Here is a 16,950-nt window from a genome sequence, read left to right on the forward strand (position 1 = left end):
CTTTGAAAGTTGAATAGGTATAGACTTTTCATTTACGTGAATAGGGGTCCGTCCGCTTGTTTCATTTCATGAAAATGAAGTCGATACATAGTACTTAACACCATTTGCCTGATTTGTATCAGCATAAGAAAAATAGATAAATAAGAATATGGAGAGGAAAGGACCACCTGTGAAGCATCTATGCTCCATAAGCGGTCCTTCTATGCCATCGTTATGTTGTTTCTGGGTCAAGGTTCCATTGAATGAGTAGGCCAGCATACGTTAAGCCACCGCCGAATCCGAATAGAACGAGATGATCCCCGTTTTGCAGCTTGCCCTGCTCAAGACCAACTTGAATAGCAAGTGGGATCGAAGCCGTAGATGTGTTGCCGTAATACTCAATGCTAGATAAGAAGCGGTCGATCGGAACATCGATGCGTTCGCTGATTGACTCTAAAATACGTTGGTTGGCGCTGTGAGGGACAATCCAATTGACCTGTTCCATTGAAAAATCGGCTTGTTGGACAAGCTCTTGAATACCCTCTGATACAGTCGTCGTTGCCCAGCGATATACTTCTCGTCCATTTTGCCACATTTTATTAGGGCTGTTCATGGGCTGTCCATCAATGGTCTGAGACAATCCTGACAAATATACATGCTTGCCGCCTTCACCTTTTGTTCCTTGGACCGCACTAATAAAGCTTGGATTGTGAGCATCTCGTTCTACTAGGGCTGCACCAGCTCCATCACCGAATAAGATGCAAGTTGCGCGATCTGTGTAATCCGTAATCTTTGTTAGCGTCTCTGCTCCAATCACTAGCACTTTGTTGTGAAGGCCTGATGTAATCAAGGAGTTAGCCAAGTGCAGGCCATAAGCGAACCCAGCACAAACTGCATTAATATCCAATGTGCCACAGCGTGAAATTCCGAAGTGAGCCTGAACGCGAGCCGCTACACTTGGAAAGCCATAGTCAGGTGTTATCGTACATACGAGAATAAAGTCAACGTCATCAACTTGTTTTTGAAAACGATCGATGAGGTTTTGAACCGCGCGAATGCTGAGGTCGCTTGTAAATTGATGCTCATCAGACTTCCGTCTCTCCACAATTCCCGTTCGTTGTACAATCCATTCATGTGAAGTATCGACCAGTTGCTCCATGTCAGCATTCGTCAATCTTTGTTCAGGAACATAATAGCCTAGAGAAGTAATTCTAGCTTGGGATACGAGTTTCGCCATATTCGTACTTCCTTTCTCTGCCTCAATCAGAATGGAATGGTTCTTCTATTAAAAATAGATTGTGCGTGTAAATAAGAGCTGCATCTTTATTTTGTTATGCTATCGAGAATAATCATAACCTTTATATGGAATATTGGGCAAGCAGATACGCGTATGCTTCTGCCTTGGTATAGGGTAGCTTATAAGCGCTCTACTTGCATCTACTCGTACTTTAGGTAAGATAAAGGGATAGCACATGCAGTCATATGCAGACATTTAAGGAGGTACTATGCTGCAAAGATTCGGTTATTCCCAATATGAAAGTAAAGTGTACGAGACGTTAGCTACTAGTGAGCAAGCGATGGATGCGACGACAATCGTTAAGTATTCAGGCGTACCAAAGGCGAAAATATATGAAGTACTGAGCCGCTTAGCGGAAAAGGGCATTATACTCGATGCCATCTCAGGCAAGAAGCGCACTTATGCCGCATTGCCCATTCAAGTAGTTATAGATAAGCTGACGCGTGAATTCGAGCAGGATATTACACAGTTGAGAGCTAGTGTCGTACGCCGGAATTATGGCGATGATCAAGTATGGAGTTTGAAATCTCAAAGCTCGATAGCGGCTTACTGTAAAGAAATGATTGCCGGGGCACAGCAGTCGATTGTCGTATCGATGTGGGCAGATGAGTTTGCAGGCTACGCAGACCATTTGGAGCAAAAAGAGCAAGCAGGGGTCCAAGTCGAGGCGCTAGTAATTGGCACGGATTCCGTTGATGTCAAGTTATCTAAGCTGCATTTTCTTACTCCTGCAGAGGGAACATCGCATATGGAGCGGTTCACTCTTGTTGTTATTGATGGCAAGCAGGTATTGTTTGCAGGCATGGAGGATGGCAGCTGGCAGGCGATTCGGACCCAAGCTCAGCCGTTCGTGAAGTTCTTTACGGAGTTCTTCTATCATGATGTAGCGCTTGCGAAAATATCGCTTAAATATGTAGACGAGCTTTTGCAGGATGATGAAATGCGCTCCCTGTTAATGCGACTGCGCTATTAATTAGAACAGTAGTGATTGATACCTGTGGTGCAGAGTGAATTGAAATGGTTTATTTAAATGAAAAACAGGTCCTGCTATTCAATAAGTTGATGTGAATAGGGGACCTGTTTTTATTAAAATGGCTGCTTTATAAGCTGCATTTTATTCATGTTTACATACTACACTTCGGCTGCAAGTTTCGTCGTTGCCAACGGCTGCTCGCTTGCGCGCGAGCGGCGGCTAAGCGAGAATAATGCACTTACAAGTCCAAGCAATGCGATACAACCGCCGATCCAAGGATTTATTGCGACGGATGCTTCTTTAATCGCAATCCCTCCAACGAAGGAGCCGCATGCGATGCCAAGGTGCATAATCGACGTATTCAAGCTGAGCTGAATGTCAGCTGTCTCAGGAGCCGATTGCATCAAATAAGTTTGCTGTGCTGGTGAGATGGCCCAGCTCAGTGCACTCCATATCATAACGACTGCCAAGAAGACGTATAAGGAAACTTGCGCAGCCAATGGTAATACGAACATAGATAAAGCGAAGCTAGGTACGATAATCAGAAGCGCTTTGTGGGTTCCTATGCGATCTGCAATCCATCCGCCGATACCGCCGCCAGATACTGCTGCGATACCGAACAAGAAGTAAATAATGCTCATCGCGCTTGCACTTACGTTAAAGATCGATTGTACATAAGGAGCGAAGTAAGCATATAGCGTTAAATGGCCCGTCAACAACAGGAATGAAATCAATTGGCCACTGACAATTTTGCTATCCTTCAACGAAGCAAGCTGTTTGCGCAGCGGAATCACAGGATTAGGCGCTGTCTTCTCCATCAGCAGCTGAATGCAAAGCATTGCAATAGCACTTAGCAGAGCGATAAAGTAGAAGGGAGCGCGCCATCCATAAGCATTGCCTAATACCATGCCAAGCGGGACACCAAGAACGAGCGATCCGCTAATGCCCATGAAGATCGTACCGATGGCACGTGCTTTATGAGAAGGTGTGACAAGCTGGGATGCCATCATAATTGATAGCACGATGATAATCGATCCGCTCATGGCGGAAAGTGCACGAGCTGCAAGAATAACGTTGTAGCTGGAGCTCATGGCAACGATCAGATTGGCGATCATGAACACGAATAGGGAAATGACATATAACTTCTTCCTATCCATCTTCGCTGTGACATTCATTAAGATTGGCGCAGATACAGCGAAGGCTATGGAGAATACGGTTATAAAATGACCGGCTGCACTAACGGACACGTTCAAGTCAGCTGCGATCAGCTCGAGAATACCACCAACGATGAGCTCCACTGTGCCGACCACAAAAGCAGCAATGGCTAAAATATATACGCGAAATGGCAAAACGACACATCCTTATCTTTAAAAGTTACTACTATTATAGTAACCTTTTTTGATTGGATCAACGTTTTATTTCAAATTGTCAGGAATAAGATCGGCATGAACATTTTATGTGCAGCAGAAGAAGGAGGATAACTAGCTATGACCGCTATGTTACATACATCACAGGACGTGAAATTGATCTTTTATCGACCCGAGCATTTAGCTTCATTACAGCAGTTTCAGCTGCCCAAGGAACAGGAGAAATTTACGGCCTTGCCGATAGAAATGCTGGAAGTAGCGACGGAAGGGCAATATCGCATTGTGATTGAGCATGGCTCAAATGCGGTTGGTTTCTTCCTGCTGCATGCAATGGAGCGAGTGAAGGAATACTCTAAAAATCCGCACGCGATGCTGCTAACTGCACTATCGATTGATTATGCCCAACAGGGAAGAGGATTTGCTAAGCAGGGGATGAAGAAACTAGATCAATTTGTTGAGGAAAATTTTCCGTCGTGTAATGAGATTGTACTAGCGGTCAACTATCGAAATGTAGCTGCTCAGCAGCTATATGAGAAAGTGGGATTTATAGATACCGGCAGGAGAAAAGAAGGTCCACGTGGAGAGCAGTGGATTATGAGCTACTTGATTACTGTTGATAGGTGTAGACGATAGTATTCTTCAACTTGCGTAGGGGGACATATGGTAAATAGAAAGGCCGCCGTTGTTTGAATGAACGTTTTCCATTCGTAAACACTTCTAACGAATCGGAGTTATCGTTCATAAACTAGGCAGCCTGTCTTCATTACTTACTCACCACTTGGCTGTTTTGGTTCAGATAGCGTGTATGTCTGCTCACCGATTCGAATACGTGCACCAGCTTGCAGATCCATCTTTTCTGCAAGTGGAAGCTTCACTTCATATGGAGCTGCATCACAAGAAGCCGTCAGTGCTGACAGGGACAATGATTGCCCTTGTTCCTGTTCATTTGCAGGCAATAAGCTTGCGCTAGCAGGTTTGGATTGCTCTAGAACTTTGCATGGTTCTGTCGATTCGAATTCGAATACGAGCTGTGTTGTATCGCTATTTGTATTCGTATCCGCATCACTGCCAGTGCCCAAATCATTCTCCGTCTCATCACCCACTGGCGATTGCTTCACCTGTTGCGCATAAACAGCAGAAAGTCCAGGAATAGCTGATTGCTCAGCTGAATTCGTTGGGGTTGCAGGATCTGTTGCAGAGCCCTCAGAAGGGGAAACTATGGTCGAATCGGTTGTTGCAGCGGGTGCGTCTGTAGTTCCAAACACACCGCCTGCATACAATCCCACGACTGTTCCAATTACTACAACGGCTGTACCGAGCGAGAACAAGACAACATTTTTACGATTGCGAAATAGTCTAGCCAAAGGCGATGACAATTCATATCGTGCCTTTTCATACACAGGTTCGATTGCTGGTCCAGCTTGCTCAAAATATTGCTTCCGATACTGGCGAGACTTAAACGCATCGCGATCATGACGTTTAAAATAAGTAACGATCGCTGTTGCATAGTTCGGATGGAGCTTACGAGCTCGTATAAAGCTTGGATGCGTTTCAGACCAGTTAAAGAACTGGTACAATGTCTCTCGATCTTTTGCATGTGTATGAATAAACTGCAGCATCGTCCCATACTCTACAGTACCCTCATCTGTATCCTGACAAAATGCCAATACGAGCTTATCGAATTGGGCGTCTTGCAAATCTTGTTGCAGCCAACGTTGTCCGAGCTTTTGAACGCGATCAAGTTCAGAAGGGGACAAGTTATCAAATATCGTTGCATCTGGCTTTGTAAACGAAAACCATTGATACGCCGCCAGCATCACAGCAGCTTTGGCCCGTATGCGTTGATCAAAACGAGCGACCCATGCGCGGAACTCAGCCGCTTCCTCTAGAAAGCCTACTTGCAATAGCTGCTGTTTTGTAACTTGATCCAAGTCCAGCTCCGTCAACAGGAATTGGTTCGCTGCATACAGCAGCTGCAACAATAAGGGATTGCTGTCCTCGTGTTCTTGCTGTTTTCGTTTAGCTGGCTGCATTTGCTCTAGTTGGTGGATCTGTTCTAAGACATCGTTCACGGCTCTAACGAGATCTGGAGCGTTACGAAGTTTATCCTCCAAATGATAGTGAGCCATCTCGCTATAAGCAGGTAGACTTAGCAATTGGTTGTGCCGTAATGTCCAATCATGTACGATCCGTATGACTTCTTCGGCTGTCTGCGTTTGCTGCAGCTTATGATGCAGGAACGGCATAAATAAAGTTCCCGCAAAACCTCCGTTTAGCACTTTATCGAACAAAGGCTTGCTTAGCTCATTGCTGCGCTCAATCAAAGTATAGAGAGCGCTCGCTTCCTGCGTACGCTGGGCTGCCAAGGTATGATTAAGGGCACTAATTAAATACCCAATAAAAGCATCATGTATGGAAGTTCCTTTGCGCTGATTGTATTCTTTGAAACGCTCCGCAACAGAAAGCTCTGGAATATGACGCTGCTTAACGGCTTCGTATTCGCGTTGGAATAACTGTACGAACAAATTGTTGAGCTGCTGCTTCTTCTGAAGTGCTCCGTCAGGTGCCAAATAGTCCAATAGAGTTTGCAGCACAGGGATTCGATTCTGCTCATACAGCGAATGCTTGCCTTCTTCAATCTGGAACAATACCGCCAGTTCATGATAGCTCGCTAATGACATGCTGCGAGCAGGTCCCATATCAGAGAGCATCAGATTGGCATAGGCGAAGAAGCTCGCAGAACGATCCACGCGATCAAGATTCCGCCAAGCAAAGTCTAAATAAGGCTGCTGCGCGAGATCGGCTTCTACGTTCGTAACGCGCTGTGCTGCGAGATCGAAAGTATAATCCTTCTCAATCGCACGATCTCCCGGACGCAGACTGCCTTTTTCTACGAACATCACATGAATGCCTTTCTTGCTCTGCGGTTCTTTCGCATAGGAGAGAAAGCCAAGCTGTGCACGAAAAGCATGCGGCATACTTGCATATAAAATGCCCAGCAGCTTCCTAGCAATAGACGAAGTCTGGCTAATGGGCACGTCCAAGGCAATATAGACCTTCTTCTTGTTCGCAATAGCTGACATTACAGCAAACAGCATCTGTTTGAACATCGTCTCGTCGATACGCAGCTTTGCCAACACAGAGCGCATGGCAGCAGGGCTTTCAATATTCCACTCCTCCTGCACTTCTGCGGCACTTGCGGTTGGCAGCTCAGCAAGCTCAGGCAGTTCAGAACCATTTTCAAGCTGGTAGCTGTGTGCAAATGTTGCATGTAACCAAGATACAAAGTTGGTCACAAGTTCTTGCGAGCGTTCCGCAGGAATGACATAGTTATGTGTGAAAAATGCACTGCGCAGACCAGTAAAGTCAGCAGCTTGATAGACGCTGCATCCAAGCACAATCTGGCCGCTCTCGGTATGGACCAGATGGACCGCTTCAGGATATTGCAATTCATCCTTTTCCCCGACATTGCTTAATTGAGCCGGTGCATCGTACATACAGAACGGATGCAGCGTCTTTTTGATAAAGGCAGGATCTAGACCAATTGAACGGGCAACCGTATCATAGCCTTCCGTTGATCGGAAAATACCGCTCCGCTCACGAGTGTACATTTGCTGCTGGATCAACGGGGGAGTGGACCGATTCAATGTTCTTCTCTCCCCTCAATATAGTTGAGCTTATGCAGCAGCCAGACGAACGGCTCATCGACCCGGATCGGATTGACGACGCCTTGCAGCTTCTGATTGACCGGATTGCTACCTAGTGCAGACACGGCGAAGTAAGACGTGTTCGTAAAGTAAACGTCCATGGTGCCTTTGAATGGGCGGTCTACTTTTTCAATAAAGCGACGTACTTCTCCATCAATATTTGCTTGCTCCGTCAAGTTGAGATATTTGCGATGCACCATATTGTTGAAAATGTTGCTGTTAGGCTTCAAATAGTCATCGCCTTCATCTGCCAGCGTATGGAGCATATCGCTCTTTGTTAAAACAACAGCCGTTGGAATATCTGTCTTCGTGTTTTGTTCATACGCAATAAAGTCCCCGAACATCGTCAGCACAACATCACGCGGCTCATCATATTGAGATACCCATTCACCAGGGTTATCGCCAATGTTGATGCGAATCTTCTCACGAATCGAACGAATTTGCAGCGGATCGACCATAAATAGAATGCCGGCGGAGTTTTTGATGTGCTGGCCATGCAATCCGAGATAGTCTTGATCCACCATGCCTTCCCCGGCAACATCGAAGAATACGAGTGTTAGCGGCGGCTTCGTTTCATCCTTGAATACGAACTGGAAAATAAACGGCTCCTGCATTCTCTCTTTCTGAGTCGACGCAAGCAGATCTCCGCGCTCGAATAATGGTTCTTCGTACATCGTACGGAACTTGCGGCTAATCTCGGCATTGAGCGGCATACAAGCAGCATCGAAATGATCGGCAGTCCGATGCTGCAGCGTATGAATGAGTGATGTCATATACACTGATTTACCGACCTGAGAAGCGCCGATGATCGAAATAATATTGCTTGGCACTTTGCCCGCCGTAATCGGCAATTCGTTGTGACACTTTGGACAAAGCCTGCGGCGAGTCGTAACACCGTAACGATCATTGAGTCCCAATAGGACGTGATCCGAGTAAATATGATGCTCTTCTGGGATGTCGCGTGGATATAGAATGGCCTCCATATCGTATACCGAATCAAGTCCGAACCGCTCGCGGTATCGATTCAATGGTTCATCTTCACGAAGGGCATAATCTTCATCGTCCTCACGATGGTGAGTCGCACGGAATACAACCTCATCAGGCGTAAATTTGCTGAAACAGTATGGACACACAATATCGTAAAAAAGCGGCTTAGGCGCAGCTTGAGGTTTCTTTTTGAATAGATCAAAAATACCCATGTTGTCTTCCTCCTTATTCCGGAATCAATTCATACACCTGACCATAGTGGCGTCCATCGGTGAAGAAGAGTCGGATGTAGTCGTCCTTGCCAATCTCGATAACTGGCAGTACGGTCTTTCCAGCAACAAATGACTCGACGAACGGATAGACGGTTCCATCCTCTTTGTTGACTGGATGTCCGCCTTGCTTTTTTACGTAACAAAGTACGTCTTTGGCTAAGGGTACTTCCGTCGTTACTTGAATTTGCACCGTCTTGTAGCGCTTGAACCATCCGCTGCTTTGGCGAATGGAATAATAGATACGGGCCTTGCCTGTGCTAATGAAAATGCGGTTTCGTCCATCAGGTTGACGAACGAGCGCTGTTCCTTCGTCGATAGTCAGGGTGGCGTATACCGTATAGGCTAGTCTTCCAATCTCGTCGATTCGTTCATGGTAGCCATTGTTGGCTTTGTACTCATTTTTCGTATATAACTTAAGGCTGCTTGGCGACGGAGTTTCCTGTTCTTGTCCATCAGCAGGCGCTCGCTGAATATATACCGCTTGTACACCTTCAGGCCATAGCCAGCGCAGTGTGCATCGGTCTTCATCTATTTTGTAGGTTAGGTCTCGAACGATTGGTGTCGTTGAATCCGCATCGATAACGTGCATGTAGTATAGCCCCCTGCATATGACAGTGTGACGTTGTTTGTAGCTTATGTTTTGTTTCTATCGTTTCAATCGTTTCGATCCCTAATGGAATCCATTCCGTGAATTGAAATTTCTTACAGAGCCTGAATGTTAAGTATTAAATAAGGTAGCACGGAACAGCACTATATTCGCGTAATCACTCACATAAGCGCATCATTAGCGCATAACATGCGAGTTCATAACATATTCATGCATAGCACATGAGTGAGTGCATATATTATGCCGCTACGGACAAAAGTACAGCTATTTTAAGTGGAAAACCCCATTTTGCTATAGATAAGGACAAATGTGCAGTTATTTTCCTCGATCCGGTACTTAAATGGGCAAAGAACCCGAAATAACTGTATTTTTGACGTTATTCGCCCAAATAAGCACATTTACAGATTAAATAACTGCACAATTGTCGCTAATCTAAATTAGGAACTCTCCACGAAGGTAGATTAGTCCGCTTCCGCCTAAAAAGCGCTACCGCAAGGATAAATATGAACGAGCGAAAAGCCTCGTTTTAATCAAAATCCGTGACTGCGGCTGTCTTTCGGCTTCTCGGTAAACTCCTCGCTCGCGCCTCTGCCTGATGAACGGCCTGGACGGTGCGTGTTGTCGCGCAGCGTATAGTTTTCCTTTATCGGAACCACTAGTGTAAATACGGAAATAATGCCTGCCAGCACCAAGTCTGCGATCAATCGGACTACGCTGTCCAGCACGATAATACCTGTCAGACCAGCCTCCAGAACGAGGCCAGCCAATAGTCCAGCTACTGCACCGCCGATAGCAAAGCTGCGGGCCAAATAGCGATTGTCGAACATAAGCCCAAGCGCTAGGCCAATCGCTGCTCCGATCAACACGATAGCTACGACGCGCAAAATGCTGTAGTAGGTGTTATCCGCAGTTGGACCTGTACGCTCGGTAATGAGCGTGCGATTGTCTATTTTCTCATAAATGTCTTGGAAGACGAATGATAGCTGATTTGCTTCCGAAACATCATAGTACTGTCCGCCTGTGCGTTCCGCAATTTGCTGCAGCAGGTTGGAGCCTGCCTTTTCAAATAGGCTCAGCCCAATCGTGTTGACGGCAATATGCTGTGCTGCATACTCGGAGGTAGCAGCATCCAGGTTCATTTCACTCACACCATCTGATAATAGAACAACCATTGTACCGCGCATGCTGTCGGCTTGTTCTTTAATATGCTGCATGGCTTCGTCAAGCGCCCGCGCAATATCCGTTCCACCATCTGTCGTCTTCTGTGCGTCCAATTTAGCATAGACGCTGTCTTTGGCTGCTTGGTCCTTTACTTGAATAAATGGCTGTAAAACAGCCGCTTGATCGTTAAATTCTACGATCGCAACTCGTTTGTCTGCATCCATCTGTGCGATCATGCGCTTGGCTGCTTCATTGCGATCATTATTAGGGTCTGTTCTGTTCATGCTGCCTGAATTGTCTATGACGAGCACGATATCTTTGACCTTCTTCGCTCCTCCGAGCTGAAGCCCATAGACGAATTGCAGGGCAAGTCCTACGACGAACAACAGAACCAATGTAGCTGGAGCGATATATTTCCATGACGCCCCTGCATAACGTTGGCGCCATGAGGCACCGTTAAGGCGAGGGGACATCAGCTCAGCAATAAGGGCACCTAGTCCGATACATAACGCGAGTACGCCAAAGTACAAGCCAACCAGCACCGCATTCGGTACTTCACCAGACAGCTGGTACAAGAGTACTTCGCCTAAAATGAAGCCAACGCCGCCTCCGATAAGGCTGAACAGCACTAGCATCAAGTTCAATTTACGCTGCATCGTAATATTTCCTCTCTATTGAATAATGGCGAGAGCAGGGAAAGACACTGTGAAGCGTCAGTCCTGCTCTCGCTGTTAAAGGTTGCGTTTATCATGCTAACGAAGCACAGGCAGCTTGGCAGGATCGATACCGTGGAAGGTATATCCGTTCTGCACATAGCTGTCGTAATACACTTTTCCGTTCCGATAGTACATAAGATCTTCAATATGGAAGCCGCCCATAAGATTGAGCTTCTCCACACCGCTGCTGCGCTTCTCGTGGACGGTTCCAAGCTTATACAGCCTTGATCCTTCATCTGCCCGCTGTGCGTAACGGATGAATTCACTTGTGCAATCGCCGAAGAAATATTTCTCTTCATAACGATGCTCATGCGTATAATCTAGGAGGCGAATATGGATGTTCGCTTGTTCTTCGAGCGTGCGATACAGGCGCTTGAATAGCTCTTCTTTCGAAAGGACATCCTTATCGTCATACGATATCGTAACATTAGAGCGACGCAGCAATTCTTCTTCAAACGTCTGATGGAATGGAGCTGCCGTTAAAATATGTGTACGGCATACTTCCGTCAGCTTACGTAAGAGATGTTCACTGCCAATTTGGAGCAAGTCAGGCATGTTTCCTACATAGCGTTCGTCAAAAAATATCATCGCACCGCGCTTAGCCTCGATTTCTTGCATCACATCTGAAGTAACTCGCTCATAGTACTCCATAATGTTTTGTCCGATATAATCATCTGCGGTACGGATACGCTCCAACGCTGCCTCGTGCAGCATGCGCTCCAACTGTCGCATTTGCTGTACTTGGCGAGCCGATTCGGCATGAAGCTGCTCCAACTCCGTTTCATAGCGTCGCGTAAACTGCAATTCGGTTTCTGTATGCAGCAGCTCTAGCTTCTTGCTATAAATCGTCTGGCAGAAGCTGCGCACGAAGCCGCGTACATTGTGCTTGTCCATGAACGGAAGACGCTGGAAGGATAGGCTATCAGCCTTCTCCATATAAAGTTGGTCGAGCTCGGCTTGAGCCAGCTCCAGCTCACGCGATAGATCGCGAATACGTGCACGCACGTCTTTCCATACACTTGCTGATTCCTCGTGCTCATTCGTCCATTCATACCATTGAAAGACGTTAAGATTCGGATGCTCGGCAGCTTGCTTCTGCATCGTGGCCCGCAATTTTGCCCGCACATCCAACTGCTCCATATAGCTGCTCGCCGAACGGACAAAATTGTCGCGGAAATAAAGCTTGCATCCATCACCAAACAGCGCTTCTTCGGCTTCTCGCAATGATAACTGCTTCAAACGAGAGAAGCTAATATCATGTGTCATGATGCCATTCATGTCGTTGATGCGGCTTGCATCTGGAATCGCCTCATTGACTTGGACAGCGACCTTGTCGGGTGACAGTCCGAGCAGGACAAGCTTCTCACGGCTGTTCCAGTCAGGCGTTGTCTGCAATCGATCCAGCAGCTGTTTGTAAAAGTGATAGAGCACTGTCAAGGCGATAGATTCATTAGGCCGCTTTACTTTAGAAAATCCAGCTGAGACATAACCTTGACGGCCGTCTTCGGTCATCATGTTATTTTTAAATGCTGCGTTATTATAGCTAGTTGCATAGTTTGCATACTGATCGTAAGCGGCATCTTTCGACTTGCGATTTTTCAACAAACTCATGTGACAAATCATTTCATAATTATCCTGCATGTCAGATGCTGCTGAAATGCCTCGTTCGTTCTTGTCGGACAGAACGTAGACGAGATCGAATAATGGCGCAGGTCCATGCGAGATAGGGATGCGAATACCGTCCTCCGTAACATGAAGCGGAGCGGATAACGCATAATCTGCTGCCTGCATATATTCCAGCTCGCGCAGGAATGCCATACCGTAGCAACTGCTTGTTCCGAAAGCGTCAATCTGATCGCGCTCGCTCAGAAGTGCGTACATATCCATCTGCACGGACTTGAACGATTGACTGAAAATGGACTGTGCTAATACCGTAATTTCCGGTACGAGTACATTCATCGGGTCATCTACTCTCGTAACGACTGCTAAATGGATGCGGTCGAAAGAAGAGTAGAGTCGCCCATAATCCGAGATGTGACGGCTGACTTGTCGCAGTGTGCGATTCATTTCAAATAGCTGCCGCTCATCTTGCTGCCATTCCCCATAAATGGCGGGGCGCAATGACTTGGATTGGTTGTGCTGCAGCTTATCAATCGGCAGCGTGATACGGCGAATACTTGTATCGATGGAATGTTGATCACGCTGCCCTCGATGAAGCTCGTCGTCCTGAACATGCTGTCCTTGACGCTGCTCGCCTTCCTGCTCAGAAGTAATATGAACATACATAACGCCCGCGCTGTTGTCCCACTTCTTTGCATTGATACGTGCAATTTGCTCAACGGCTTCCGCTGACTTGTCGCCGATGAACAAGAACAGAGTAGGGTAGTGAATGCTGCTCTGATCATCGGCTAGCCCGCTTAATTTCTCTTCCGCACCTGCATATTCATCCGCAAAACGCTGTAATAGCTGTTTCATAGGCTTACTTCAACTTTCTACGAATCGTGTTAAGCTTGCTCGTCAGCTGCTTGTAGAACTGGTACGCTTCTTCACCATTTGCCAATTCAATCTTCTCATACTCAAGACGATCACGAGCATCTAGGAAGGCAGAATACAGATCTTCGAGCTTCTCGAGCAGCGGTGTTACGTCTTCTGAGCCAGTTAGCTCCGCATCGCGACGGGAAGCTTTGCGCAGCATCGTGCTGCGGCTTTTGTCATCGAGCTTGCGGAACTGCTCAAATATTTCAAACTCCACATAGTCGCGAATCTTCATTAGATTAGCGAACGGCTCCCATGCTTCTTCTTCCTCATCACGGTCGTACACATACAGAGCACCTTTCTTCGTAATCGTGCCTGTATACATCACTTCGATGAAATGATCTTGCAGCTTTTCTTCATCTTGATGCAAGCTGAGCAGCTTATCGAATTCCGCCACTTTGCTGGCAATCGCTTCGTACTTCGCAATTTCCTCGCGAACTCGGCGAGTCAGCTCAGGTGTACGAATTAAGTTTTCCTTCGCCAATTCCTCGTTAATGCTACCGAAAATATTTTTCGAAGTTTGCTGCGGCAATCCTTCTACTAGTAGACGCTTCAACTCTAGCTGCGCGCGTTTCACTTCGCCAAGATTCGGCTTCGCTGCCTTCAATTGCAGATCATAGCCGCTCAACAATTGCTCTAGATCGAACGGAGGCGTTAGCACAACTGCATAGCGGTTGCTCGTATTGTGGTCGATGTCTTTTTCCACTACGATTTTATAGCCTTGTGCCTTACTAAATTCACCGCGCACACGCTCGTTGTAGCTGCGCACGCGAGTATTCGCGTACGTATCGCCCCAAGATTGCTCAGGGATCGGAGACGGCAAGTACGTCCAGTTCACTTTGTCCGTCTGCACGAGATGGCGTCCGATGCCTTCTTTATCAAGAATCGTGCGCTCATAGCTTTCTTCGTACACTTTAAGTGGCGTGTAGACGAACAACGGTACACCGTTGCGTGTGTTAAGCCAGAAGATACGGTTCTTCACTTCACTTTCTTTTACAGTAAAGTGAGATTTGCCGACTGCGTTATTTTGATAGTTTTTAATACCCTTCAAAATGCTAGGTGCCTTAACAGGTACGGATACGAAGCCCCAAGAAGGGAAGTACATGCTGCCAGAGCTGTTGCTCAAATGGAACACAGGCACAGCTTCATCATCCAACTTGCTAGCAATATTACGCTCTACGAATTTCTCAATCGATTCTTCTTGGCCGAACTTCATAATCAAGAATTCTTCCATTGACTGTGTAATCAGGTCGCCGAACTTATCAGACAAGAAGTCGGAAATCGAGCTGACGATATCAATCTCGTTCTCCTTAATCCATTGATCCGAACGGTTCAACAATTCCATCGTAAAGTCGCGAATGAGATCATCGACTTCCTTCTGCTCCATCACTTTGCTGATTACTTTAGAAACGTCTGGCACGCTGACGATGTTCCAGTAGTAAGAGCGATTGCCTTTATAGTCAGACTGCTCATCACCGTTAATAAGAATATCTCCGTTTTTCTCGAAAATAGAGTTCAGTGCATTCAATATTTCTGTAAATACGCTATAAATGCGATTGTTCTCTTTATTCAGCAGCTCGTACAGATCTTCATAGAACTCGATCATTTGTTCAGTGCGTTCGAGATCTGCATGGAGCCAGTATTCGTTGATTTTCGCTTCCACAAAGACATTCTTCTTCTTATCTTTTGATATGAAGGCGCTCTTTGCATCACCTAGACGATCATGGGCTTGATCCTGCGCCGATTCGATGTCGCGCGGAATACGGTGCAAGCTCTCACGCAGCGTCTCGATGTAAGAAAGGATCATTTTTAACAAGCAGAAGCCTTTCTCGGTATAAATAAGACGTGATACGTAGAACGGTCCTTGCTCCGGATGCAGGAAGAAGCGGCGCAGCTGTTCGCTAAGCTGCTCTACGATCTGGCCTGGCAGCTGCTTCTTCGCTTTAATATATTCTTCACGTGCACGTGCTAGGAAGTTCTGTTCCAGCTCGGTGTCCATATTGACAACTTGCATCTTCACGACATTGTTGTAGCTTAGTCGTTCGCTGTTCTCGTAACCTGGCAATGGCTCAGGTACACGCGATTCGAACGTCTTTATCATGGAATCGAGGTCGATGCCTAGCTTGCGTGCGAACTTCTCGATATCTTCTTGGCTTGGTGCTTTCTCGAACATTTTGTCCATCTTTTGGAACAGGCGATAGCCAAGATACGTTGTCATTTCTTCAATTGGCAGAACCGCAGAGGATGCGCCGATAATGTTGTATTCATAGTTGGCTGGATACGCCTTGTTCATTTGCGCAATATTCGTACGGATATTGCTAATGTAGTCATGAATTGCGAACTCTTCGCCAGACTGTTTCTCTTCACTCGCCATAAAGTTCGTAATATTTTCAGCCGTTACGTTCATGCAATAGTCATAAGCGTTCTCCAGCAGCTTGCCCTCTGTGTTCGTTGCCGAGATCAGATGACACAGGTTGAATGGCGGCAATGGTGAGTTTACGCTCAAAATATTGCCATACTTTTGCTGGAATCGCTCCCCGCGGCTATCTACGTTCATCCAGTAATCAAGCTCTTTCAGCGCAGCATAGCCGTTCTTCTTGATGTACTCACGTGTGTGCTCGCTCAAGCTCTTGTTCGCCAAGTTGACGTCTGGCGTGAACAAGTAACCGAGTGTATTCACACGGTCAATCCCTGCGGAGCCGTGATCGCGCTCAATAATGCCTCGTACTATATAAGATATATCGAGGAAACATCCGCTGCCTGTACCGCCGGATAAGCCGGAAAGTAGGAAGACCATCAGCTTCTTATTTGTACCGACAGACAATGTCTTAATCTTCTTATCGATCGCTTGCACAACTTGGTTAATCTTCGTGAACAACAATAGTCGTCCAGCTTGGCGTACGCCTGCCGCACCGTTCATGCCGTCTGTAATGGACAGCTCAGGGGACAGCCATTCGGTAATATACGGTTCCAAAATACTACGATTTTGCAGTAAGCCGCCGACTTCAGCGTTCGACAATAGAACGAATTCGTTTAACGGATCGAGGCCGATGCCTTTGTATTTCTTTGCACGGTCTTGTTCATTGGTTTCGAATGCTAAGAACTCGACGTTCGATGGCTTCTCCATTTTGCGCTTCGATACCGGATCTTCTGGTAGCTTGAAGCGGCGGTTAATTTGATATTTCAAACGGAGCAGGGCATCGATCCCTGTTCCGCCTAGTCCGATAATTAGAATGGGATTGTCGATCGTATCGACGCGAATCTTGTCACTGACAATACCTCCGCCGAGGGATACGTCCAACTGCTGTATATGTTCGCGAACTACTGGTTTCATGTTACTTTGACCTCC

At 46.5% G+C, this 16,950-nt stretch carries 10 protein-coding genes; 2 read left to right on the forward strand and 8 right to left on the reverse strand.

Annotated features, from left to right (window positions below; genetic code table 11):
- Positions 1-211 precede the first annotated feature (211 nt).
- A complete protein-coding gene (locus NQ117_RS15015; RefSeq protein ID WP_258278837.1) occupies positions 212-1,216 on the reverse strand; it encodes a ketoacyl-ACP synthase III in 1,005 nt (334 codons plus the stop codon).
- A gap of 268 nt (positions 1,217-1,484) precedes the next feature.
- On the opposite strand from NQ117_RS15015, the gene NQ117_RS15020 reads away from it, so the two are divergent.
- Positions 1,485-2,249, forward strand: a complete 765-nt coding sequence (locus tag NQ117_RS15020) for a TrmB family transcriptional regulator (RefSeq protein WP_258278838.1) — start codon at positions 1,485-1,487, stop codon at positions 2,247-2,249.
- 158 nt (positions 2,250-2,407) lie between these two features.
- Here NQ117_RS15020 and NQ117_RS15025 read toward each other — a convergent pair whose 3' ends face one another.
- Positions 2,408-3,598: an MFS transporter gene (locus tag NQ117_RS15025; RefSeq protein ID WP_258278839.1), complete on the reverse strand. Its 1,191-nt coding sequence runs from the start codon at positions 3,596-3,598 to the stop codon at positions 2,408-2,410.
- Between the two features lie 138 nt (positions 3,599-3,736).
- Between NQ117_RS15025 and NQ117_RS15030 the strand changes: the two genes are divergently transcribed.
- The gene (locus NQ117_RS15030; RefSeq protein WP_258278840.1) at positions 3,737-4,249 is read left to right on the forward strand and encodes a GNAT family N-acetyltransferase; all 513 of its coding nucleotides are present in this window, start codon (positions 3,737-3,739) and stop codon (positions 4,247-4,249) included.
- Positions 4,250-4,383: 134 nt separating this feature from the next.
- On the opposite strand, the gene NQ117_RS15035 is transcribed toward NQ117_RS15030, so the two are convergent.
- The 6 genes from NQ117_RS15035 to NQ117_RS15060 all read right to left on the reverse strand — a co-directional run bounded on the left by NQ117_RS15035 (position 4,384) and on the right by NQ117_RS15060 (position 16,935).
- Entirely contained in the window at positions 4,384-7,263 is a 2,880-nt protein-coding gene (locus NQ117_RS15035) for a GAP1-N2 domain-containing protein (protein ID WP_258278841.1), read from the reverse strand.
- A complete protein-coding gene (locus NQ117_RS15040) occupies positions 7,260-8,522 on the reverse strand; it encodes a hypothetical protein (RefSeq protein ID WP_258278842.1) in 1,263 nt (420 codons plus the stop codon). Before NQ117_RS15040 ends, NQ117_RS15035 begins: the two co-directional genes overlap by 4 nt.
- Before the next feature lie 13 nt (positions 8,523-8,535).
- On the reverse strand, positions 8,536-9,171 hold the full coding sequence (locus tag NQ117_RS15045) for a beta-mannanase (RefSeq protein WP_258278843.1): 636 nt from the start codon (positions 9,169-9,171) through the stop codon (positions 8,536-8,538).
- A 548-nt stretch (positions 9,172-9,719) separates the two neighbouring features.
- Positions 9,720-11,006, reverse strand: a complete 1,287-nt coding sequence (locus NQ117_RS15050; RefSeq protein ID WP_258278844.1) for a vWA domain-containing protein — start codon at positions 11,004-11,006, stop codon at positions 9,720-9,722.
- 96 nt (positions 11,007-11,102) lie between these two features.
- Entirely contained in the window at positions 11,103-13,541 is a 2,439-nt protein-coding gene (locus tag NQ117_RS15055; RefSeq protein ID WP_258278845.1) for a transcription initiation factor TFIID, read from the reverse strand.
- Positions 13,542-13,545: 4 nt separating this feature from the next.
- Positions 13,546-16,935: a tubulin-like doman-containing protein gene (locus tag NQ117_RS15060; protein ID WP_258278846.1), complete on the reverse strand. Its 3,390-nt coding sequence runs from the start codon at positions 16,933-16,935 to the stop codon at positions 13,546-13,548.
- Between the last annotated feature and the right edge of the window lie 15 nt (positions 16,936-16,950).

This window comes from Paenibacillus sp. SC116 (genome assembly GCF_024733555.1).
In the GTDB taxonomy this organism is placed as follows: domain Bacteria; phylum Bacillota; class Bacilli; order Paenibacillales; family Paenibacillaceae; genus Paenibacillus_B.